The 21,994-nt window shown below is 64.1% G+C and carries 15 protein-coding genes and 1 pseudogene; 12 read left to right on the top strand and 4 right to left on the bottom strand.

From position 1 onward, the window contains the following. Window positions 1-397: 397 nt before the first annotated feature. Window positions 398-1,102, bottom strand: coding sequence for a lipid-binding SYLF domain-containing protein (locus tag SMD31_RS21515; RefSeq protein ID WP_320503003.1), 705 nt, complete (start codon window positions 1,100-1,102; stop codon window positions 398-400). A 313-nt stretch (window positions 1,103-1,415) separates the two neighbouring features. After that, a complete protein-coding gene (ubiG, locus tag SMD31_RS21510; RefSeq protein ID WP_320503002.1) occupies window positions 1,416-2,222 on the bottom strand; it encodes a bifunctional 2-polyprenyl-6-hydroxyphenol methylase/3-demethylubiquinol 3-O-methyltransferase UbiG in 807 nt (268 codons plus the stop codon). Window positions 2,223-2,416: 194 nt separating this feature from the next. Between ubiG and SMD31_RS21505 the strand changes: the two genes are divergently transcribed. The 12 genes and pseudogenes from SMD31_RS21505 to clpB all read left to right on the top strand — a co-directional run bounded on the left by SMD31_RS21505 (window position 2,417) and on the right by clpB (window position 18,683). Continuing rightward, entirely contained in the window at window positions 2,417-3,670 is a 1,254-nt protein-coding gene (locus SMD31_RS21505; protein ID WP_320503001.1) for an aspartate kinase, read from the top strand. A gap of 25 nt (window positions 3,671-3,695) precedes the next feature. Then, window positions 3,696-4,727 carry an NAD(P)H-dependent flavin oxidoreductase gene (locus tag SMD31_RS21500; protein WP_320503000.1) on the top strand — a complete coding sequence of 344 codons (1,032 nt, stop codon included), beginning with the start codon at window positions 3,696-3,698 and terminating at the stop codon, window positions 4,725-4,727. A gap of 6 nt (window positions 4,728-4,733) precedes the next feature. Next, a complete protein-coding gene (gene ptsP / locus SMD31_RS21495; protein ID WP_320502999.1) occupies window positions 4,734-7,019 on the top strand; it encodes a phosphoenolpyruvate--protein phosphotransferase in 2,286 nt (761 codons plus the stop codon). A gap of 171 nt (window positions 7,020-7,190) precedes the next feature. Beyond that, window positions 7,191-8,405, top strand: a complete 1,215-nt coding sequence (locus SMD31_RS21490; protein ID WP_320502998.1) for a helix-turn-helix domain-containing protein — start codon at window positions 7,191-7,193, stop codon at window positions 8,403-8,405. 198 nt (window positions 8,406-8,603) lie between these two features. Further along, window positions 8,604-9,722: a flavodoxin-dependent (E)-4-hydroxy-3-methylbut-2-enyl-diphosphate synthase gene (gene ispG, locus SMD31_RS21485; RefSeq protein ID WP_320502997.1), complete on the top strand. Its 1,119-nt coding sequence runs from the start codon at window positions 8,604-8,606 to the stop codon at window positions 9,720-9,722. A gap of 88 nt (window positions 9,723-9,810) precedes the next feature. Next, complete coding sequence (gene hisS / locus SMD31_RS21480) at window positions 9,811-11,055, top strand: histidine--tRNA ligase (protein WP_320502996.1); 1,245 nt, start codon at window positions 9,811-9,813, stop codon at window positions 11,053-11,055. Continuing rightward, window positions 11,009-12,301, top strand: a complete 1,293-nt coding sequence (gene hemA / locus SMD31_RS21475) for a glutamyl-tRNA reductase (protein ID WP_320502995.1) — start codon at window positions 11,009-11,011, stop codon at window positions 12,299-12,301. The genes hisS and hemA overlap by 47 nt, the downstream gene beginning before the upstream one ends. A 160-nt stretch (window positions 12,302-12,461) precedes the next feature. Then, on the top strand, window positions 12,462-13,538 hold the full coding sequence (gene prfA / locus SMD31_RS21470) for a peptide chain release factor 1 (protein ID WP_320502994.1): 1,077 nt from the start codon (window positions 12,462-12,464) through the stop codon (window positions 13,536-13,538). Next, on the top strand, window positions 13,535-14,404 hold the full coding sequence (gene prmC / locus SMD31_RS21465) for a peptide chain release factor N(5)-glutamine methyltransferase (protein WP_320502993.1): 870 nt from the start codon (window positions 13,535-13,537) through the stop codon (window positions 14,402-14,404). The genes prfA and prmC overlap by 4 nt, the downstream gene beginning before the upstream one ends. 317 nt (window positions 14,405-14,721) lie before the next feature. Continuing rightward, a pseudogene (locus SMD31_RS21460) lies at window positions 14,722-14,910 on the top strand (DUF4167 domain-containing protein); the annotation flags it as partial. 729 nt (window positions 14,911-15,639) lie between these two features. Continuing rightward, window positions 15,640-15,825 carry a hypothetical protein gene (locus SMD31_RS21455; RefSeq protein ID WP_320503004.1) on the top strand — a complete coding sequence of 62 codons (186 nt, stop codon included), beginning with the start codon at window positions 15,640-15,642 and terminating at the stop codon, window positions 15,823-15,825. A gap of 221 nt (window positions 15,826-16,046) precedes the next feature. Further along, window positions 16,047-18,683: an ATP-dependent chaperone ClpB gene (gene clpB, locus SMD31_RS21450; protein WP_320502992.1), complete on the top strand. Its 2,637-nt coding sequence runs from the start codon at window positions 16,047-16,049 to the stop codon at window positions 18,681-18,683. A 54-nt stretch (window positions 18,684-18,737) separates the two neighbouring features. Here clpB and SMD31_RS21445 read toward each other — a convergent pair whose 3' ends face one another. Beyond that, a complete protein-coding gene (locus SMD31_RS21445; protein WP_320502991.1) occupies window positions 18,738-19,214 on the bottom strand; it encodes an HPP family protein in 477 nt (158 codons plus the stop codon). Window positions 19,215-19,395: 181 nt separating this feature from the next. Beyond that, window positions 19,396-21,126 (bottom strand): M23 family metallopeptidase, encoded by a 1,731-nt coding sequence (locus tag SMD31_RS21440; RefSeq protein WP_320502990.1) that lies wholly within the window; start codon window positions 21,124-21,126, stop codon window positions 19,396-19,398. Between the last annotated feature and the right edge of the window lie 868 nt (window positions 21,127-21,994).

Genomic DNA, 21,994 nt, shown 5'->3' with positions numbered 1-21,994 from the left:
TCCAAAGGACATCGGAAACCAGCCTGCGCCCAGTCTTCCTGAGCCTGTGCCGGGGGACAGCCGAGCGATGGCAGATGAGCGGAGTAGGCCCCGTCGTGCCAAGTGATGTGCGCGCAGTTTTAATAGTATCAAATTCCCATTTCGGAGTCAAGAACAAAATAGGAACATTTATCTGGGCTCCCCGTCCGCCACCTGTCATGCCCCGGCTTGGCCGGGGCGTTCACGCGTTGTTTTCGTCGTGTTGCTGGCACACTCGTGGATCCCCCGCCCCAGCCGACGAATGTCGGCATTCGCCGACGGCGGGGGATGACACGAGGTTGCGGGACGGCCGGCAGACAAACAAAAACGGCCGGCGTGTTGGCGCCGGCCGTTTGGGTGTTTCAGGTCAAAGAGCTGATCAATAGGGCGAGAGCGCGTTGACCAGATCCTTGGTGTTGGGGTTGGAGACCTTGCGGTCGATGACGATGTGCTGGGGCAGGGTGCCGGCGCCGTAATAGACGGCGTTCCAGTCGTTCTTCCTCAAGATGCCGGCGCCGTTGAAGCTGACGCCACCATAGAGTCCGGCGGTCTTGGCGAAGGTGTAAACGTCGGCGTCGAGATTGGTGGTGGTGTTGGCGCCGATGCCCTTGCCGATGGGGCCGGCCGCCACCGACATGTCGCCACCGAATTTCATCTGGTCGTTGAGCACGGCCTGGAGGGCCTTGTCGCTCATGATGGTGAAGATGGTCTCGGACGACTGGCCGCCGATCTGGAGGCCCACGGAGCCCGCCGCCAGCGTGTAGAAGGCGGGCTGGCTCCAGCCCTGATTGGCGTCGCGCACCATGAGGACGCCATTGCCGCCTTCGCCGCCGATGACGAAGCTGGCCTTGAAGATGTCGGGGAAGATCATCACCGCCTTGGCGCGCTTCAGATAGCCGGGCAACTCACCGAATTCCAATGACCCGATCAGCTTTTCAAAAGTGATGCGCGCTTTGTCGACCAGTTCCTGCTGCGGCGTCAGCGCTGCGGCCGGGCTGATGCGGCCAAGGGCTGCGGCGAGGCTCAGGCCTGCGGCGCCGCGCGCAAGGGCGCGGCGGGTAAGCGGTGTGCGCAGAAAACTCATGCCTTGATCTCCTCGTAAATTGGGCTGCTCTGAACGGGAGCAGGGTCGTTTGGTTCCCGCGGGCGGCGCCACAGGTGTTAACGGGGTGCTGTTAACGGCGCGCGACTCGGGAGATGTCTCGCAATCACAGATAAACCCGCCGGACTCGCCCTGCAATGCGGCTCACGGAGGTTTGAGGAGTGGCGAGACCCGTCACTTGCGGCCCCCTCCCGCCTCCCCCCTGAAGGGGGAGGAGAGGAGAGCGAGGTGCCGACATGAACACGGTCGGAAAGCCCTGCCATCTTCAGGGGTGCGGGGCGCGACGTGACGGGCGTTACGCGCCCTTTGCCAGCGCCATGTAGTTGACGTCGAGGTCGCGGCTTAAGCGGAAGCTGTCCTTGAACGGGTTGTAGGAGACGCCGGTGAGTTCCGCGAGTTCGAGGCCGTGGCGGCGGAGGCCGCGTGCCATTTCGGAGGGGCGGATGAAGCGGTTCCAGTCATGGGTGCCCCGGGGCAGCCAACGCATGATGTATTCGGCGCCGACAATGGCCATGGCGTAGCTTTTCACGGTGCGCGACATGGTGGCGAGGAAGAGGAGGCCGCCGGGTTTGAGGAGCTTGGCACAGGCGCCGAGGAATGCATCGACATCGGCCACATGCTCGATGACTTCCATGGCGAGCACGACGTCGAACTGTTTCCCTTGCGCCACCAGATCCTCGGCGGCGCAGTTGAGATAGGTGATTTTGACACCCGCCTGTTCGGCATGAAGCCGCGCCACTTCGACATTGCGCGGGGTGGCATCGACGCCGGTGACGCTGGCGCCGAGGCGCGCCAGCGGTTCGGCGAGGAGGCCGCCGCCGCTGCCGATGTCGATGAGGCTCAAGTCGGCAAGCGGCAGTGCTGCCTCCGCGTCGCGGCCGAAATGGGCGATGGCCTTGTCACGGATATAGCCGACGCGGACCGGGTTGAGGCGGTGCAGCGGGCGGAACTTGCCCACCGGATCCCACCAGCTTTCGGCCATGGCGGCGAACTTCTCGACCTCGGCAAGGTCAATTGTTGAGCGGCCAGTGCCTGAATTTTCGCCATCGGGGCCGTGGTGATCTGCGTGCGGCGCAGTGCTGGCGGCCGGTGCCGGAGCCATGGTGCATACCCTTCAAGTAATTGAGAAAACATGGCCCCGCCCGGGCGGGAAAGCTTGCGTCCGGGCGTTGCCTTGAGTATGGATACGCCCGCCCGGCAAAACAAGATTTCACCTTGCATTATTTCGCTTCCCCGAAGACATGCGGGAGAGGTCATATTTTCCCGGCCATTCGAAGGGTTTAGGGGCATTTCCCGATGAGCGTTAGCGGTTTGCAGAGCGGGTCCAAGAAGACCCGGATCGTGATGAAATTCGGCGGCACCTCGGTTGCCAATATCGAGCGCATCAAATCGGTCGCTCAGCGCGTAAAACGGGAAGTTGATGCCGGCCACGAGGTGGCGGTGGTGGTTTCGGCGATGTCCGGCGTCACCAACCAGCTGGTCGATTGGTGCAAGGAAATCGCCCCGCTGCACGATGCGCGGGAATACGACACGGTGGTGGCGTCCGGCGAGCAGGTGACGTGCGGGTTGACCGCCATCGCCCTCCAGGAGCTGGGCGTCAATGCGCGCTCCTGGCTGGGTTGGCAGGCGCCCATTGTGACCGACGACGCCCACGGCAAGGCCCGCATCGTCTCGATCGCCGGGGAAGAGTTGGACAAGCGTTTTGCGCAAGGTCAGGTCGCGGTCTTCGCCGGCTTCCAGGGCGTGGGGCCCGATAACCGGGTGACGACGCTGGGGCGCGGTGGGTCGGATACGTCGGCGGTGGCCATCGCCGCGGCGATCAAGGCCGACCGCTGCGACATCTTCACCGATGTCGACGGTGTCTATACGACCGACCCCAGGATCGTCGCCAAGGCGCAGAAACTGGATAAGATCACCTATGAGGAAATGCTGGAAATGGCGTCGCTGGGCGCCAAGGTCCTGCAGACCCGCTCGGTGGAAATGGCGATGAAGCATCGCGTGCGTGTGCAGGTTCTCTCGAGCTTCGAGGACAAGCCCGGGACGCTGGTGGTGGATGAGGAAGAGATCATGGAAAAGGAATTGGTGAGCGGCATCGCCTATAGCCGCGACGAAGCGAAGATCACGCTGACGCGGGTGGCCGACAAGCCGGGCGTCGCCGCAGGGATCTTCGGTCCGCTCACGGATGCGAACATCAATGTCGACATGATCGTGCAGAACATCTCGGAAGACGGCCAAACGACCGACATGACCTTTACCGTGTCGAAGGGCGATTACGACCGGGCGCTCAAGGTGCTGGAAGGGTCGCGCAACACGCTCGAATTCAAGGACCTCATCTCGGACAAGAACGTGGTGAAGGTCTCGGTGATCGGCGTCGGCATGCGGTCCCACGCCGGCATCGCGCAGCGCATGTTCAAGGCGCTGGCCGAGAAGGGCATCAACATCCAGGTCATCTCGACCTCGGAAATCAAGATCAGCGTCCTGGTCGCGGAAGAGTATACCGAGCTGGCGGTACGCGCCTTGCATACGGCCTATGGCCTGGACGCCGAGTAACTGAAGCAAACGGGGGGAGCCGCCAATGGACCGAGACCACGCGACCCGGCATCTCGACGCCCTGTGGCAGCGTGGCCGCGATTTCCTTGGCACGCGCTACGCCATCATGGGCGGCGCGATGACCTGGGTGTCGGAGCGCAACCTCGTCTCGGCGATTTCCAATGCCGGCGGGTTCGGCGTGATCGCCTCGGGCTCCATGCCGCCGCATATCCTGGAAGCGGAATTGAAGGCGACGCTGGGGATGACCCAGCAGCCTTTCGGCGTCAATCTCATCACCCTCCATCCGCAGCTCGATCAGCTGATCGATGTCTGCCTCGACCTTAAAATGACGCATATCGTGCTGGCGGGCGGCTTGCCGCCGGGCGGCGCCTTGAAGAAGATCAAGGAAGGCGGGGCGAAGGCGGTCTGTTTCGCGCCCGCCGTGGCGATTGCCAAGAAGCTGGTGAAATCCGGCGCCGATGCGATCGTGATCGAGGGCATGGAAGCCGGCGGGCATATCGGCCCGGTCTCGACCAGCGTGCTGGCGCAGGAGATTCTGCCCGTCATCACCGAGGTGCCGGTGTTTGTGGCGGGCGGCATCGGCCGCGGCCAGGCGATGCTGGGCTATCTCGAGATGGGCGCCTCCGGCGTGCAGCTGGGGACTCGCTTTGTCTGTGCCACGGAATCGATTGCGCACCCTAATTTCAAGAAGGCCTTCATTCGCGGGGCCGCGCGCGACGCGGTGCCCTCGACCCAGATCGATCCCAGGTTTCCGGTCATTCCGGTGCGGGCGCTGGCCAATGAGGGCACGCGCAAGTTCATGGACATGCAGCGCCAGGTCATCGACCGGTTCAATGCCGGTGAGCTCGACCAGAAGGCCGCACAGCTCGAGATCGAGCATTTCTGGGCGGGTGCCTTGCGCCGCGCCGTCATCGACGGCGACGTCGAAACCGGCTCGGTCATGGCCGGGCAATCGGTCGGCATGGTGACCAAGGAAGAACCCACCGCCGATATCATCCGCGATTTCATCGAAGGTGCCCTGGCCGCTCTGGCGGACCGGCGCCACCTTCAGGGATAAGGTGGCATGACGCAGCAGGGCGGCGCCGCGGGTGGTGATCTGACGGGCGCTCGGCTGTTGCTGAAACGCATCCGCACGACGATGGCGCGCAACCTGCCGGCGCAAGCCCGGCTGGACGAGGTGGTGCGCACCATCGCCGGCGCCATGGTGGCCGAAGTCTGCTCGGCCTATGTGCTGCGCGCGGGCGAAGTCCTCGAGCTGTTCGCCACCGAAGGTCTGAAAGCCGAAGCCGTCCACTTGACGCGCCTCAGAGTCGGCGAAGGCCTGGTCGGCGATATCGCCAGCCATGCCCGGCCGCTGGCGCTGGCCGACGCACAGCATCACCCGCAATTCGCCTATCGTCCGGAAACGGGTGAAGAGCTTTATCAATCGCTGATGGGTGTCCCCGTCCTGCGCTCTGGCCGGGTGCTGGGTGTGCTGGTCGTCCAGAACAAGACGCGCCGGCACTATACCGAGGAAGAGGTCGAGACGCTGGAGACCGTCGCCATGGTGGTGGCGGAGCTCATCGCCGGCGGCGAACTCATCGCCCGCGAGGAGCTGACCCCCGTCACCGGCATCGGCGTCCTCCCTGAACGCATGGACGCGCAGGCGCTGGCCCCGGGGCTGGCGCTGGGTGTCGCGGTACTGCACCAGCCAGACATCACGCTGACACAGCTGGTCGCGGAAGAGCCGCTCAAAGAAATCGATCGACTGGACGACGCCTTCACCTCGATGAAGCTGGCGCTCGACGATTTGCTGACCGAAGACGACGGCACGGGCGGTGGCGAACATCGCGAGGTGCTGGAGACCTACCGCATGCTGGCCGAAGATCGCGGCTGGGCCAACCGCATCATCGAGGCGATCGAGAGCGGGCTCACGGCGGAAGCCGCAGTGCAGAAGGTGCAGAACGATATGCGCGCGAGGATGCGCGATATTCAGGACCCATACCTCAAGGAACGCCTCTCCGACCTCGACGATCTCAACAACCGGTTGCTGCGGCATCTCCTTGGCATCCACGAATTGCCGGCACTGCGCGACCTGCCGGAGAACACGATCCTGGTGGCGCGCAACATGGGGCCGGCGGAGCTGCTCGATTACGACCGCAAGCGCTTGAAAGGCGTGGTGCTGGAAGAAGGGACCGCCAGTTCGCATGTCGCCATCGTGGCGCGGGCGCTCGATATTCCGCTGCTGGGTCATTGCGCCGGCTTGATGGCGAAGGTGCAGGCGGGTGATCCGCTGGTGCTCGACGGCGAGAACGAGCAGGTGTTCATCCGTCCCTCGGAAGACATCCTGCAGGCCTTTGCCATCAGCATGAATGCGCTGCAGGCGCGCCAGGTGAGCTATGCCGCCAATCGCGATCTGCCGGCCATCACCAAGGACGGTGTCGAGATCCAGTTGATGATGAATGCGGGCCTGCTCATCGACGTGCCGCAGCTGAGCGCCACCGGCGCCGCCGGCATCGGCCTCTATCGCACCGAAGTCACGTTCATGGTGGCGCATTCCTTCCCCGATGTGGCGCGCCAGCGCGATGTCTATGCGCGCGTGCTCGACGGTGCGGAAGGGAAGCCCGTCGTCTTCCGCACGCTCGATATCGGGTCGGACAAGGTGCTGCCCTATTGGCAGCGGGATGCCGAAGAGAATCCGGCGATGGGCTGGCGCGCGCTCCGCATCTCGCTCGACCGCCCGGCGATGCTGCGCCAGCAATTGCGCGCCATGATCTTGGCGGCTTCAGGTCGCGCGCTCAACGTGATGTTCCCGATGGTGGCGCTGGTCGACGAGTTCGACGCCGCCAAGGAGATTCTCGATCTCGAATTGCAGCGCGCGGAAGAGAAGGGCAGCGTGCTGCCCGAGACCGTGCGCGTCGGCGCCATGTTCGAAGTGCCGGCGCTCTATTGGCAGATGGACGAGATGTTTGCGCGCGTCGATTTTCTCTCGGTCGGCAGCAATGACCTGGCGCAATTCGTCTTTGCGGCGGATCGCGGCAACGCGCAATTGCAGGGGCGCTATGATCCGCTGTCGCCGGCCTTCCAGCGGCTGATCCGCGGCATCATCGATGCCGGGTCGGCGCATGGCAAACCGGTCAGCGTCTGTGGCGAGATGGCAGGCGACCCGCTTGATGCCATGGCGCTGATGGCGATGGGCTTGAAGACATTGTCGATGGCGCCGCCGGCCATCGGTCCCTTGCGGGCGATGGTGCGCAGCCTGGATCTCGGGCAGTTGCAGGCCTATATGGCGGCGCTCGGCGCCCAGCGCGGGGCGGACATGCGCTCGAGCCTGCGGGCTTTTGCCCGCGACCACGGCGTCGCCCTCTAGGCTGGCGGCGGGCGGGTCAATCGTACCGCCGTGTGTGTTTTCGACCATCTAGCTGATGTCGGAGTGTTAAAGTCGATTGCGATTGAACTTCGACGAAGATATATAAGTAGTTGACTCGGCGTGGCCTTTTGAACGCGGCCACGGCCTCGCGCGCGGTAACCAGGATCGTTCATGGCCAGTCGTAAAGTGGGAATGTTCGGCGTCGAGCCGAACGAGTTTGTGGATGATCGCAACGAGGACGGTGTTGCCGCCCTGTTGCGCCGGCGCCGCGAGGAGCTAGGCCGGGATATCGCTACCGTGGCGCGCCAGCTCCGCATCCGCGCCGTTTACATCTCCGCGATCGAGGAAGGGCGCCTGCAGGACCTGCCGGGCACGGCCTATGCCGTCGGCTTCGTGCGCGCTTATGCCGATTATCTGGGCCTCGACGGCAACAGCGTGGTGGGTGACTACCGCGACGAACTGGCCCGCCGCTCGCGCCAGAACCAACTGATCTGGCCGGTCGACCAGGTGGAACACAAGCATTTCCCCGGCGGCATCGTCCTTGTCGTCTGCGTGCTGCTGGCCGGCGCCATCTATGGCGGCTGGTATTTCGCCTCGCAGCCAGGTGGGACGGGTATCGATTTGATCGACCAAGTCCCTGAATTCATGAAGAAACAGACCGGCGGGGATGCGGATGCACCGGCCCCGGCAGCCGAGGGTCAGTCCGGCGCGCAGGCGCCGGCCTCTGACACCGGCGGTACGCCGACGAGCGCGCAGGCTTCGCAGCCGGCGCAGACCGAACCTGCCGCAGCACCGCAGGCGGTGGCTGAAGCGACGGTTCCGGCCGCCAGCACGGCGACGCCGGCCTTGCCCGAAGAACAACCCGCTGCTGCCGCCACCGAACCGGCGCCGCCCAGTGACGAAGCCGACACGGCCGACGCAGCTGCCTCGCTTGCGGCAACCTCCGACGCAGCTGCCGCAACGGCGCAGCCCGCGGCACCCGCGCCGGCCCCGGCCGTGACGCAGGTTGAACCGCAGCCGGCCGCCAGCCAGACACAGGTCGCCGCCGTGCCCGCGGCCCCTGCTGTCCAAGCCCCGGCGGCAACCGCGGTCGACGAACAGCCTGCCGCGGTCCCGGCAGCCGTCTCGACCAAGCGCGTCGTGCTGCGCGCCACCAAGGATTCCTGGGTCGAGATCTTCGATGCCAAGGAAGAGGTCGTCCTGCAGCGCATTCTGCGCGCCGGCGAGACTTTCGCCGTGCCGTCGCAGGACGGGCTCATCATGAATACCGGCAATGCCGGTGGCGTCGTCATCGAGGTCGATGGCAAGGCGCGGCCGGCCCTGGGTTCGGTCGGCGTGGTGAAGCGCGGCGTGAAGCTGGACCCGGCATCGCTGGGCGCGCAATAGGCTCCCAATAAGCCTCTGAATTCGCGGGGTATTTCCCGCCAGGACAGATTGACCGACAGGGCCGCCGGGACTTGATATTTTGGCCCGGGCGGCGCATGTTCAGGCCAAATCAGCCGCCAGGGCAGCCTGGATACGGTAAATCCGGCGGGATAGCCCGCGGGATCAGGCCCCATAGCCAATTGTGAGCAAAGACGAAACATGAGCGTCCGGCCCTATCGCGATATCCAGCGCCGCAAATCCCGCCAGATCCGCGTCGGCAACGTCCTGGTCGGTGGCGATGCCCCGATCAGCGTGCAGACCATGACCAACACGCTGACGACCGACATCGCCGGGACCGTGGCGCAGGTGAATGCCGCGGCCGCGGCCGGCGCCGATATCGTGCGCGTCTCCTGCCCCGATGAGGATTCGACCAAGGCGCTCAAAGAGATCGTCAAACAGGTCTCCGTGCCGATCGTCGCGGACATTCACTTCCACTACAAGCGCGGCATCGAAGCGGCCGAAGCGGGGGCTGCGTGCCTGCGCATCAACCCCGGCAATATCGGCAGCGCCGACCGCGTGCGTGAAGTGGTGAAGGCCGCCAAGGATCATGGCTGCTCGATGCGCATCGGCGTCAATGCCGGCTCGCTGGAGCGGGAATTGCTGGAACGCTATGGCGAGCCCTGCCCGGAAGCGATGGTGGAAAGCGGCCTCAACCACGCCCGCATCCTCGAAGACCATGATTTCCGCGAGTTCAAGATCAGCGTCAAGGCCTCGGACGTGTTCCTGGCGGTGGCAGCCTATCAGGGCCTTGCCGACGCCTGCGACTATCCGCTCCATATCGGCATCACCGAAGCCGGCGGCACGCGCATCGGCACGGTCAAATCCTCGATCGGCCTCGGCTCGCTGCTGTGGGCCGGCATCGGCGATACGGTCCGCGTCTCGCTCTCGGCCGATCCGGTCGAGGAGGTGAAGGTCGGCTTCGATATCCTGAAGTCGCTGAATTTGCGCCATCGCGGCGTCAACATCATCTCGTGCCCCTCTTGCGCGCGCCAGAACTTCGACGTCATCAAGACGGTCGAGGCGCTGGAGAAGCGTGTCGCCCATATCACGACGCCGATGTCGGTCAGCATCATCGGCTGCGTCGTCAATGGCCCGGGCGAAGCGCGCGAAACCGATATCGGTTTCACCGGCGGCGGCAACAACACGCATATGGTCTATATCGCCGGCAACCAGCATCACCGGTTGAAGGATCAGGACATCGTCGAGCATATGGCCGAGCTCATCGAGCAGAAGGCCGCGGCGATCGAGGAAGCCAAGAAGGCCGAAGCTGCCGAGTAGCGGGGCACCTTATCGAGGCTTTCCACCCTTCGCCGAATTCCCCGACCAAACCGTCCTTAAGACCAGACCAGCCGGAATACCCAGAAAAATGTCAGCCTTGCAGCCGGTGCGCGGCACCCACGATCTGTTGCCCGAAGATATGCGGCGCTTCCGCGAAGTCGCCGATACGGCGCGCCGTGCCGCCTTGTGCTTCGGGTATCACGAAGTGGCAACGCCGATCTTCGAATTCACCGAGGTCTTCAAGCGCACGCTGGGCGACACCTCGGACGTCGTCACCAAGGAGATGTATACCTTCACCGACAAGGGCGGCGAGACTGTCACCTTGCGGCCGGAAGGCACGGCGGGTGTGGCGCGCGCGCTCATCTCCGGCGGGCTCGCGCAGCACCTGCCCCTCAAATATTTCTATGTCGGCCCGATGTTCCGCTATGAACGGCCGCAGAAGGGACGCTTGCGGCAGTTCCACCAGACCGGCGTCGAGCTGCTGGGTGTCAAGGAACCGCAAGGCGATGTCGAAGTCATCGCCATCGGTGTCGAGTTCCTGCGCCGCATCGGCGCCTGGGATCGCTGCGAATTGGAACTCAACACGCTGGGCGACACGCCGAGCCGCCAGGCCTATCGCCGCGTGCTGATCGACTATCTGAACGATTTTCGCGACCGGCTCTCGAAGGACAGCCTTGATCGCCTGGAGAAGAACCCGCTGCGCGTCCTCGATTCCAAGGACGAGAACGACCAGCGCATCGTCGCCGACGCGCCGCTCTACAGCGACTATTTGAGCGCCGAGGCACAGGATTTCTTCGGCCGCGTGAAGAGCGGCCTCGATGACCTCGGCATCGCCTATCGCATCAACCCGCGCTTGGTGCGCGGTCTCGATTATTACTGCCACACCTGTTTCGAGATCACCTGCGCGGATCTCGGTGCCCAGAAGACCGTGCTGGCCGGTGGCCGCTATGACGGCCTGGTCGGCATGATGGGCGGGCCGGAGACGGCGGGTGTGGGCTGGGCGAGCGGCGTCGAACGCTGCTCCATGCTGCTCAATGAAACGCCGGCAGCGGCGCGGCCGATTGCGATCGTGCCGCTGGGCGAGGCCGCCGAGCGCAAGGCAGCCCAGCTGGCTGGCGAGCTGCGTCGACAAGACTTCCTGGTCGACCTCGGCTATAGCGGCAATATGGGCAAGCGCATGAAGCGCGCCAACAAGATCGAGGCGATCGTTGCCGTCATCCTCGGCGACGACGAATTGGCCAAGGGCGAGGTGTCGCTGAAACTGCTCGACACGGGTGAGCAGAAGAATGTGCGCCTCACCGATCTGGAGGCGGCGCTCGCCGCCTATCGGTGATTTGCTTGGGATAGCGCCGCGCACATTCCTGGTGGTCGGTGCCGAACACAAGCGGGCACCCGTCCTGCTGCGCGACCATCTGCAGGGTGATGAATCCGATTCACTGCGGCTGCTGCTGCGCTGCCGCGAAATGGGTCTCGACCAGGCCATGGTGCTTGCCACCTGTGACCGCTGCGAAGTCTGGGCGGCGGTGAGCGATACCGCGCGCGCCGCCACCGACATCACGGCGCTCATCGCGGAGGCGGCCGGTCATGAGGTGGCGGAGGTGGCGCCGCAGCTTCACGTCCTCAGCGAGGATGCAGCACTGCGCTATGTCTTTGGCGTCGCCGCATCATTGGAAAGCCAGGTGATTGGCGAGCCGCAGGTGTTGGGCCAGGTGAAGGATGCCTATCGCCTTGCTACCCGCTCCGGCATGTCGGGAAGCACGCTCGACGGCGTGTTGCAGGCGGCACTTGGCACGGCCAAGCGCGTGCGCAGCGAAACCGATATCGCGGCGCAATCCGTTTCGATGGCGGCCTGCGTGGTGAAGCTGGGGCGCCAGGTTCACGGCAAGCTCGACAAGGTGGCAGCCCTCCTTGTCGGTGATGGCGATCTGGGCGAATTGGTGGCGGATCAGCTGACCGAGGCCGGCGTCAAGCGCTGGGCCGTGGTGCACCAGGTGGCAGCACGCGCGCGCGATGCAGCGGCGCGGCGGCAGGCCCATGCCTTCACGCCGGAACAGTTGGGCGAAGCGCTGGTCGATGCCGATCTCGTCATCGCGGCGCTGGACAGTCTCAATTACATCATCAACGCGCCGATGGTCGAGGCAGCGCTCAAGAAACGGCGGCGGCGACCGATCCTGCTGCTTGATCTCGCCGTGCCGGGTGACATCGATCCGGCGATCGACAAGGTCGACGACGCCTTCCGCTATGGCTTCGACGATCTTGAGCGCCTGGCCATGAGCGGGCGCAAGGAGCGGGCCGAAGCACAAGCCGCCGCCTATGCGGTGATCGATAGCGAGCTGGCGCAATACCGGCGTGCCCAGGAAGAACGGGGTGCTGCCGACACGGTTTCAGCCTTGCGCGCGCATTTTGACGCCGAACGCGCAGCGCTGCTGGCCGACAATCCGCAGATGGATGGCGCCGAACTGACACGCCGGCTGGTGGCGCGGCTGTTGCACCGGCCGACCCTGGCGCTGAAACAGAATCAACCCGACACCTCGCTCGATGCAGCCGCCAGAAGGCTGTTCGGTTTGGATGAGGGGTAGGAGAGCACGGAAAGACCCCTCACCCCAGCCATCTCCCCACTTCGTGGGGCGGGGGAGTACTGAGCGAGCCCTTGCAATGGGCCCCTCGCCCCGCTTGCGGGGAGAGGGGTTGGGGTGAGGGGGCCTTTCGATGCGTTGCAAAGAAAGAGACTGAGAGACGATGTCGTTTCGCGAGAAGCTGGGCCGGGTGGTCAAGCGGCATGAAGAATTGTCCTCGCTGCTGGCAAGCGGCGGGCAGAAGGACGCGCAGGATTTTGCGCGCCTCTCGAAAGAGTATTCGGATCTGGGGCCGATCGTCGAGACGATCACGGCCCTGCAGAAGACCGACAAGGAAATTGCCGAGCTCACCGCCATGGTCGGGGATCCGGCTGCCGATGCCGAGATGAGGGCTCTCGCTGAAGAGGAACTGGCCGAGCTGAGGAAGCGCCTGCCGGATCTGGAGCAGCAGGTGAAGGTGTCGCTGCTGCCCAAGGACGAGGCCGATGCGCGCAACGCGATTCTGGAAGTGCGCGCCGGCACGGGTGGCGAGGAAGCGGCGCTTTTCGCGGCGATGCTGTTTCGCATGTATGCGCGCTATGCGGCGTTGAAAGGCTGGCGCTTCGAGCCGATGGATATCAGCGAGACCGGGCTTGGCGGCTATCGCGATGCGACGGCCAACATCACCGGGCGCAATGTGTTCGAGCGGCTGAAATTCGAATCCGGCGCCCACCGCGTGCAGCGTGTGCCAGAGACGGAAGCTTCGGGGCGCATCCATACCTCGGCCGCTACCGTCGCTGTGCTGCCGGAAGCGGAAGAGGTCGATATCAAGATCGACGAGAAGGATTTAAGGATCGACGTATTCCGTTCCAGCGGTCCCGGCGGGCAGTCGGTCAACACCACCGACAGCGCCGTGCGCATCACCCATTTGCCCACGGGTCTCGTCGTGCAGCAGCAAGATGAGAAGTCGCAGCACAAGAACAAGGCCAAGGCGTTGAAAGTGCTGCGCGCGAGGCTTTATGACCTGGAGCGATCGAAACTCGATGCCGAGCGTTCGGCCAATCGCAAGAGCCAGGTGGGGTCTGGCGATCGTTCCGAGCGCATCCGCACCTATAACTTCCCGCAAGGGCGCTGCACCGACCATCGCATCAATTTGACGCTCTACAAGCTCGACCGCATCGTCGAGGGCGAGGCGCTCGATGAGATTATCGAGGCGCTGATCGCCCACGACCAGGCCGAACGGCTTGCTGAAGTCGAATGAGCGCCAGCACGCGCATCGCCGATCTGCTGAGCGACGGCATGAAGGCGCTGAAGAATGCCGGTGTCGAAGCCCCGGCCCGCGAAGCGCGCCTGCTGCTGGGTGTTGCAGCCGGGGTGACGCCCACCATCATGATCGGCTTCCCCGAGCGCAGCGTCGATGTGGAATCGGCCGAGAAATTTCGCGCCCTGCTGGCGCGCCGTGTGGCGCGGGAACCGATTTCCCATCTGCTGGGCATGCGCGAATTCTGGTCGCGGCCTTTCGCGGTCAGCCGCGACGTGCTCGACCCTCGGCCAGACAGCGAGGCCCTGATCCAGGCCGTGTTCGACGAGCTTTATGACCGGCGCCGCGATTACCGCATCATCGATTTCGGTACCGGGTCCGGTTGCCTGCTGCTGACGCTGCTGGCCGAATTGCCGGCGGCGCGCGGTTGGGCCGTCGATCTCAGTCCCGCCGCCTTGAAAATCGCCCAACGCAATGCTGCGTCACTTGGTCTCAGCGCGCGGGTGGCGTTTCGGCAAGGATCATGGGATGCGGCCTTGCTGGCCGACGATCCGGCGGGCTTCGACATCATCGTCAGCAACCCGCCCTATATTCCAAGCGCTGACATTGCCGGACTGGAGCCTGAGGTCGTGCGCTATGAGCCGCATCTGGCGCTGGATGGCGGGGCCGATGGGCTGACCGCCTACCGGGCACTGGCACCGGTGATCGCGCGGCTGCTGGCGCCGGGCGGCCTCGCGGCCATCGAGATCGGGCTGGGGCAAGGCGAGTCGGTTCGTGCGCTGATGCTGGCGGCTGGCCTCGACGATGCCGGGACGGCTCTTGACCTCGCCCAGCGCGAGCGTTGCCTGCTGTTCCGGAAAGGCTGAATTTCTGGCTTGTTCTCAAATGATTAGGTCTTGCGGTCCAGGACCATCACAAGATCGTTGCAGAAGCTCGTCCAGATAAAAAAGTTGTTGGAATTGAAGGACGAAGCGGATACGGTTTGCGCGGCATCGGGGCGAGCAATTGGTGACGACCGAGAGGGTCGAACCGCCCCCACCGGGCCTCCGCACATCAAGTTTAAGCCGGGGAGTCTGAACCAGCCATCAGCGGTCCATCGCGTGATGGATGTCGTTCAGGATGGCCGTTGGACCACGGGACCCTGCGGAATGCCCACGCCGCAACAGAAGCGAATGATCGACGCATGAGACCAGGCAATAACAACAACCGGCGCGGCCGCAATCGTGGTCAGCGCAAGCCGCATGGCGGCATGCCCAACAAGAGCCAGAATTTCGATAGCGGTGCCGAGACCAGGGTACGCGGCAACGTCTATCAGGTGCTGGAGAAATATCTGCAGCTGGCGCGCGACGCCGGTGTCGCCGGCGACCGTGTCGCCGCCGAGAATTTCCTGCAGCACGCGGACCACTATTACCGCGTCGTCATGGCGATGAATGACGGCCAGCGGCCGCGGGTCGGCGGTCGCGAGATTTCCGTGGCCGACGTCAACGTGCAGAATGTCAGCCAGGGCCTGTCTGCCGCCCTCTATAGCGGCGGTCCATCGCAACCCAGCATGAGCGACAATGCCGGCAACCAGGCACAGCAGGGCAATGGCGCGCCGAGCGGCAACGCTCAAGGCAATGATGGCCAGGGTGGTGACGGCCAGGACGATGACGGCCAGGACGACGATCATCAGGATGGCGACCATCAGCAGGGTGATGGTGGCAACTACCAGCAGCGCCCGCAGCAGGGCCAGGGTCGCGATCAAGGCCAGGGTCGCGACCAGGGTCAGGGTCGTGATCAAGGCCAGGGTCGTGATCAGGGCCGCGATCGTAATCGCCAGCGGCGTGACTTTCGCCAGAACGATGGCCAGCGCGATAACAGGCAGGGTGATGGTCGCCAAGGTGATGGGCGGCGCAACGACGCTCAGCGCGACAGTCGCATGAATGATGGGCGCCAAAACGATAATCGCCAAAACGATAATCGCCAAAACGATAACCGGCAGGGCGACGCCCGCGATCGCGGCAACAATCCGCCGGCGGTTTCGGAGCATCAGCCGGTGACCCCGGCGCCCGTGGCTCCCCCAGTGATGGCAGCCCCGGTGACAGCCCCAGTGGCAGCCCCAGTGACAGATGAACAGCCGGATTATCCCGAGCATCTGCTGCCCCCGGCGGCGGAAGCCCCGGCCGACGCACCGCGTGCCGCCCGGACACCGCGTCCGCGCCAACAGCGTGCGCGCCGACCGCGCGCGGCGGAAGGTGAGGGCGAGGGCGCCCCGGAAGCCGTGCCGGCCACCGAGGGCAGCGAGTAACGCCCTCTCGCGGCATATTGGCGCAGAATCGGGCCGGGGCATCATTTGCCCCGGCCCTTTTGCTTTGCGGCCCCTTGTTTTGGCGTTAACCTTTTCCATATCTCAGTGGAGAAACCGGGGGAGCTTGGAACCGGGCCTGATCCTGGCCGATCTCTCCTCTCACCCAGCATCTAGCGCCGCGTGCCTCGAAGAGGGCGCGGCCGAAAGAGGGCTAGAAGATCATGGATATGGAAAAATTCACCGAACGGTCGCGCGGCTTCCTGCAGGCGGCACAGACTCTTGCTTTGCGCTCGGGCCATCAGCGCCTGACCACCGAGCATCTTCTCAAGACATTGCTCGACGACAAGGAAGGCATGGCGGCCAATCTGATGACGGCCGCCGGCGCCGATCCCGCCCGCGCCGCCTCGGCCCTGGAGCGCGAGCTCGACAAGCTGCCGCGCGTCGAAGGCAGTGGCGCCGGTCAGATTTATGTGGCGCCCGAGATGGCGCGGCTCCTCGCCCAGGCCGAAGAGGTGGCACAGAAAGCCGGCGATGGCTTCGTGACCGTCGAGCGGCTGCTGCTGGCCCTGGCCATGGCCAGCGAAACGCCGGCCGGCAAGATCCTGAAAGAGGCCGGCCTCGCCCCGCAGAAGCTCAACCAGGCAATCAACGAGCTGCGCAAGGGCCGCAAGGCCGACAGCGCCAGCGCCGAAGACAGCTATGATGCACTGAAGAAATACGCCCGCGACTTCACCCAGCTGGCGCGCGACGGCAAGCTCGATCCCGTGATCGGCCGCGACGAGGAAATCCGCCGCACCATCCAGGTCCTGTCGCGCCGGACCAAGAACAATCCCGTGCTGATCGGCGAGCCCGGCGTCGGCAAGACCGCGATCATCGAGGGCCTTGCCTTGCGCATCGCCAATGGTGACGTGCCGGAGGGTCTCAAGAATCGCAAGCTGATGTCGCTCGATCTCGGTGCCCTCATCGCCGGTGCCAAGTATCGCGGCGAATTCGAGGAACGCCTGAAAGCCGTGCTGCAGGAGATCGCGGCGGCTTCGGGCGAGATCATCCTCTTCATTGACGAGCTGCACACGCTGGTCGGCGCCGGCAAGGCGGATGGCGCCATGGATGCTTCCAACATGCTCAAACCGGCACTGGCGCGGGGCGAGCTGCATTGCGTGGGTGCCACGACGCTTGATGAATTCCGGAAATACATCGAAAAGGACGCAGCCCTCGCCCGGCGCTTCCAGCCGGTCTTCGTCGCCGAACCCAATGTCACCGACACGATCTCGATCCTGCGCGGCCTGAAGGAGAAATACGAGGTTCACCACGGTGTCCGCATCACCGATGCGGCGATCGTGGCGGCAGCGACGCTCTCCAACCGCTATATCACCGACCGCTTCCTGCCGGACAAGGCGATCGACCTCATCGACGAGGCGGCCTCGCGCCTGCGCATGGAGGTCGAATCGAAGCCGGAGGAGATCGACGAGGTCGACCGCAAGCTCATCCAGCTCAAGGTCGAGCGCGAGGCGCTGAAAAAAGAGACGGACGCCGCCTCCAAGGAACGCCTGCAGCAGATCGTCGACGAGATCGAGGGGCTGGAAGCGAAGTCGCAGAACCTCACCACACAGTGGAAAGCGGAAAAGCAGAAGATCGACGATGCGCAGAAGCTCAAAGAGCGCATCGACCAGGCCAAGAACGAGGTCGAGCAGGCGCAGCGTGCGGGTAATTTCGCCCGCGCCGGCGAGCTCACCTATTCGGTCATCCCCGATCTCACCAAGCGCCTGGCCGAGGCCGAGCAGGCGGCGGAACACCGCATGCTCAACGAGGTGGTGAAGGAAGAGGATGTGGCCGGCGTCGTCTCGCGCTGGACCGGCATCCCGGTCGACAAGATGCTGACCGGCGAGCGTGACAAGTTGCTCACCATGGAAAAGGTGATTGGCGCCCGCGTCATCGGGCAGGGTGAGGCGGTGAAGGCCGTCTCCGATGCCGTGCGGCGCGCGCGTGCGGGCCTGCAGGATCCCAACCGGCCGATCGGCTCGTTCCTCATGCTGGGGCCGACCGGCGTCGGCAAGACGGAGCTGTGCAAGGCGCTGGCCGGGTTCCTGTTCGATGACGACCAGGCGATGGTGCGCATCGACATGTCGGAATTCATGGAGAAGCATGCGGTGTCGCGCCTCATCGGCGCACCGCCGGGCTATGTCGGCTATGAGGAAGGCGGCGTGCTGACCGAATCGGTCCGGCGCCGGCCCTACCAGGTGATTCTGTTCGACGAGGTCGAGAAGGCGCACCCGGATGTCTTCAACGTGCTGCTGCAGGTGCTGGATGACGGGCGTTTGACCGATGGGCAAGGGCGCACGGTCGACTTCCGCAACACCATCATCATCCTCACCTCCAACCTCGGTGCCGATTATCTGGTGGCGCTGAAAGAGGGCGAGGATTCCGAGAAGGCGCGCGACCAGGTGATGGGCGTCGTGCGGCAGGCATTCCGCCCGGAATTCCTCAACCGCCTTGATGAGGTGATCCTGTTCCATCGCCTGAGCCGGGGGAACATGACCGGCATCGTCGACATCCAGCTGACACGCCTTGATGCGTTGCTCGCCGACCGCAAGTTGGAGATCACGCTCGACGACAAGGCCAAGGTGTGGCTGGCGGATGCAGGCTACGACCCGGTCTATGGTGCGCGGCCGTTGAAGCGGGTCATCCAGCGCGAGTTGCAGAACCCGCTGGCGACGATGATTCTCGAAGGGCGCTTCAAGCCCGGCGATGTGATCGAGGTCAGCGCCGATGAGGATGGCCTCGTCATCGGTGGCGAGAAACTGGCGCGCTCACATGGCAGCGACGTCTTTGCCAACATGCCGGCGGCTGGCACCGCCTAAGCAGAGGCAAGGGGCGAAGAGAATCGGGCGGCAGGATCATCCTGCCGCCCTTTTTCATTCCGCCGGTAGCACGCGCGTCTTGGCGGCGGCCCAACTGGGCAGCGTGCGCACCAGCAGCGACATCGACGCCAGCGCCACCACGCCGATGGTGAAGGGTGCCAGCGGAAACGCGCCATTGCCCAGCATGACCAGAATCGGCACCGCCACGGCCGGCGGATGCAGGATATCGAGCGCTTCCAAGGCCAGCATCACGGCACCGGCGGCAAGCGCCACGCTCCACCATTCCGGTGGCAGCACGCCTTTCAGCAGCACGGAAATGACCGCCGCCACGACATAGGCGGCGATCAGCACATTGGGTGCTGCCCCCGGATTCTTCGGCTGAGTGAGGACCACGAGAATGCTCGGCGCGAAAGGCGCCATCAGCAAGGGCTGCGACGAGACATGGGCGATGAGGGCGAGGGTGCCGACCGCCAGCACCAGCAACCCGGCATTGTGGAGCCGGTGGCCGATGAGTTGAGCAAGTTGACGCATGAAGCAGACCTGTGAGGCGAAAAGGAATCAATCGCCGGCATATGTGCGGCCTGGCGTGCCGCGCGTCCAATCGAATGATCGGATCGCCTGATCAGCCCCGTTTATGAGGCGGCGCCATGAAAAAAAGCGGCGGGATCAGGATGATCGCCGCCGCTTTATTCGTTGGTTTTGGCGCTGAACGTCAGTTCTGGCAGCCCTGCGGATCGCTGCAATCCAGCGTCTCGGCATCGGGACGCTCGGCGATCTCGACGGCGCCACGCATGCGCTCGCGGTCGGCATCGATGGCGGCCACCTGAGCCTTGAAGGATTTCAGATCCTTGCCGGCCAGCTTGGTGCTGCCGGTCGATTTGATGTTCTTCGGATTGACCTGGGCGCCGTCGACCAGCACTTCGAAATGGAGGTGCGGACCGGTCGAGCGGCCTGTCGTGCCGACATAGGCGATGACCTGGCCCTGCTTGACCTTGTCGCCCTTGTGCAGGCCCTTGGCAAAGCGGCTGGTATGGGCGTAGGCGGTCTGATAGGTGCCGTTGTGCTTGATGCGGACGTAATTGCCGTAGGAACCCTTCGGGCCCATCTCGACGATGACGCCATTGCCGGCGGCATAGATCGGCGTGCCGGTCGGCGCACCGAAATCGACGCCTTTATGCACTTTGGTGTAGCCGAGAATCGGATGCTTGCGCGCACCGAAGCCGGAGGTGATTCGCGCGCCATCGATCGGCGTCGCCAGCAGCGTCTTCCTGACGGCCTCGCCTTTCGAGTTGTAGAACTCGCCGTCGCCGTCATGCTCGAACCAATAGATCTGGCGCGTGACGCCGCTGGTGGTCAAAGCGGCATAGAGCATCTGCCCGGTGCGGGCCAGTTCGCCCTCGTCGTTCTCGAGGCGCTCATAGACGACTTCGAAACTGTCGCCTTCCTGGATGTCGCGCTGGAAGTCGACGTCGTAGGAATAGGCCTTGATGACATCGGCGATGACCGAGCTCGGCAAGCCGGCCTTCATTGCCGCGTCATAGAGGCTGAAGGTGATGATTCCGGCCGCGCGGGCACGCGTCTCGGTGAGCGGCTTGTCGACCGCCTCGGCCACCAGTTCGCCCGTCGAATCGCGGCTAACTGTGACGTCACGCTCGACCGAAGGTTCAAGGCTGAGGCTCACCAGCTGCGGCTGCGGCGCCGCTGAAACGGTGTCACCACCAGCGGCGGTCGTGAGGTTGAGCGTGATTTCCTGGCCCGCCTTGAGGGCGCGCGGCGAGAAGACGTCCGAGAGCGCGCCGACGGTGTTCTTCGCCTCGGTCTCGGAGAGGCCCGCTTCGACCAGCACGCCATAGAGCGTGTCGCCACGCTGCACGGAGATGACCTTCTGGATGTCGCGCTTGGCTTCGCGAATAACCGAATCGTCGGCATTCCAATCGCGCCGGCCAGCACCCATGCCGAATTCGGCGGCGACGGCATCGAGCGGTGTCATCGAAACGGGTTCGACAGGTGCCGCACTGGGAACCGGATCGACCGCGGCGGTTTCCGTCTCGGTATCGATGTCGCTGTCCGGCGCGGATTCAAGCGCACTGCCTGGCATCAAGGTCGTCAATGCCGGTGCCGCCACGAAAGGTGTTGGCTCCGAACCCTTTTCGGCAGCTGCAACAGTGAAGTTGTTTTCACTGGTGGTGGGGATGCGCTGCGCCCAAACGGGCAGCGTTTCGTCGCTGCCGAGGGCACCGCTATTGGCAAAGCCCTGGCTCACCGCCTGGGTGCCGGAGAAGGTTGCGACCAGATCCGACGCCGAAGCAGGCAGAACGCTCTTGGGGCGATGGGCTTCAAACGCGCCGATGCCGCCCATAATGGCGATGCCGGCAGTGGTGTAGGTCAGATAGCGCCGAAGGGTGCCCCAAACATGCGTGTGCGGCTTTTGCAAAACTGTCACCAAGTACCCGAACTTTTGTTGATTGCGCGGGAGCCTGTTCCGAATTTCCGCCGCAAATGACAGATTCCCCCGGAAACAGGGCCCCAAACACTTAAGCTATTTTGACCTTGCCCCCGGCCCGGGAGTCTTGTCAACCAAGAATTCCCCAAGCGGATCAAAACATTATGTGATTAATCGCCACATTGGCAGCAAACTTTGCAAACATGGTTAAGGCTTTGCCTGCGGGCGTTAAGACATGGCCGCTCCGCGCTGGGTCGAGGGACCTCTAAGGGCTGCACCGCCCCTTTCGTTCTGAACGGGACGCCGATTTCTGGACTGGCCTTGCGCCCGGTTGGTGCGATCCGGGAGGGCCAGGGGGCGGCGCCGCCAAAAAAATATCGACCAAAAGGAAAATTTTTCGCCGCTTCGAGGCGTTCTGACGCAGGGTTTGGCCTTGTTTCCACCCCTGCCGATACCCAATTTATGTAGTGTTTCCACCACTTTCCGCGTCTCCTGCGGAATGTTACGAAAATAATTAAGACGGGCGTTGACAGCGTCGGAAAAGGGGGGGTATAAGCCGCTCCCTCGACGCGGCCCACCGGCCACCGGATGAAAGTCCGGCAGACACCGAGCCCCGGCGAAAGCCTGAGGTTCTGGGCGAAAGTGCCGAGCAGCTATTTGACATTGTTAGCGAGAAGAAGGGATACGCGGACGGCGGGTCTTAATGGCCTGATTGCAGCGATGAAGTTGCAAAGCTGTTTCGTGTTTCTCGGATTTTGGATCTAGGGCTTGGTCGGTTCGCTGACTGGGTTTGTGGTTTGAAGTCCACTATGCAGTAAGACGATGACGTGTTTTGCGACGGATCAATTGGTTAACGTCGGTGATTAGG

This window comes from Dongia rigui, from assembly GCF_034044635.1.
GTDB lineage: Bacteria > Pseudomonadota > Alphaproteobacteria > Dongiales > Dongiaceae > Dongia > Dongia rigui.
This window is presented reverse-complemented; position numbering and strand designations above follow the sequence as displayed.

Excerpts from the sequence above, each read along its gene's own strand:
- SMD31_RS21515 (WP_320503003.1), bottom strand. The coding sequence starts at position 1,102 with ATGAGTTTTCTGCGCACACCGCTTACCCGCCGCGCCCTTGCGCGCGGC.
- ubiG (WP_320503002.1), bottom strand. The coding sequence starts at position 2,222 with ATGGCTCCGGCACCGGCCGCCAGCACTGCGCCGCACGCAGATCACCAC.
- SMD31_RS21505 (WP_320503001.1), top strand. The coding sequence starts at position 2,417 with ATGAGCGTTAGCGGTTTGCAGAGCGGGTCCAAGAAGACCCGGATCGTG.
- SMD31_RS21500 (WP_320503000.1), top strand. The coding sequence starts at position 3,696 with ATGGACCGAGACCACGCGACCCGGCATCTCGACGCCCTGTGGCAGCGT.
- ptsP (WP_320502999.1), top strand. The coding sequence starts at position 4,734 with ATGACGCAGCAGGGCGGCGCCGCGGGTGGTGATCTGACGGGCGCTCGG.
- SMD31_RS21490 (WP_320502998.1), top strand. The coding sequence starts at position 7,191 with ATGGCCAGTCGTAAAGTGGGAATGTTCGGCGTCGAGCCGAACGAGTTT.
- ispG (WP_320502997.1), top strand. The coding sequence starts at position 8,604 with ATGAGCGTCCGGCCCTATCGCGATATCCAGCGCCGCAAATCCCGCCAG.
- hisS (WP_320502996.1), top strand. The coding sequence starts at position 9,811 with ATGTCAGCCTTGCAGCCGGTGCGCGGCACCCACGATCTGTTGCCCGAA.
- hemA (WP_320502995.1), top strand. The coding sequence starts at position 11,009 with ATGTGCGCCTCACCGATCTGGAGGCGGCGCTCGCCGCCTATCGGTGAT.
- prfA (WP_320502994.1), top strand. The coding sequence starts at position 12,462 with ATGTCGTTTCGCGAGAAGCTGGGCCGGGTGGTCAAGCGGCATGAAGAA.
- prmC (WP_320502993.1), top strand. The coding sequence starts at position 13,535 with ATGAGCGCCAGCACGCGCATCGCCGATCTGCTGAGCGACGGCATGAAG.
- clpB (WP_320502992.1), top strand. The coding sequence starts at position 16,047 with ATGGATATGGAAAAATTCACCGAACGGTCGCGCGGCTTCCTGCAGGCG.
- SMD31_RS21445 (WP_320502991.1), bottom strand. The coding sequence starts at position 19,214 with ATGCGTCAACTTGCTCAACTCATCGGCCACCGGCTCCACAATGCCGGG.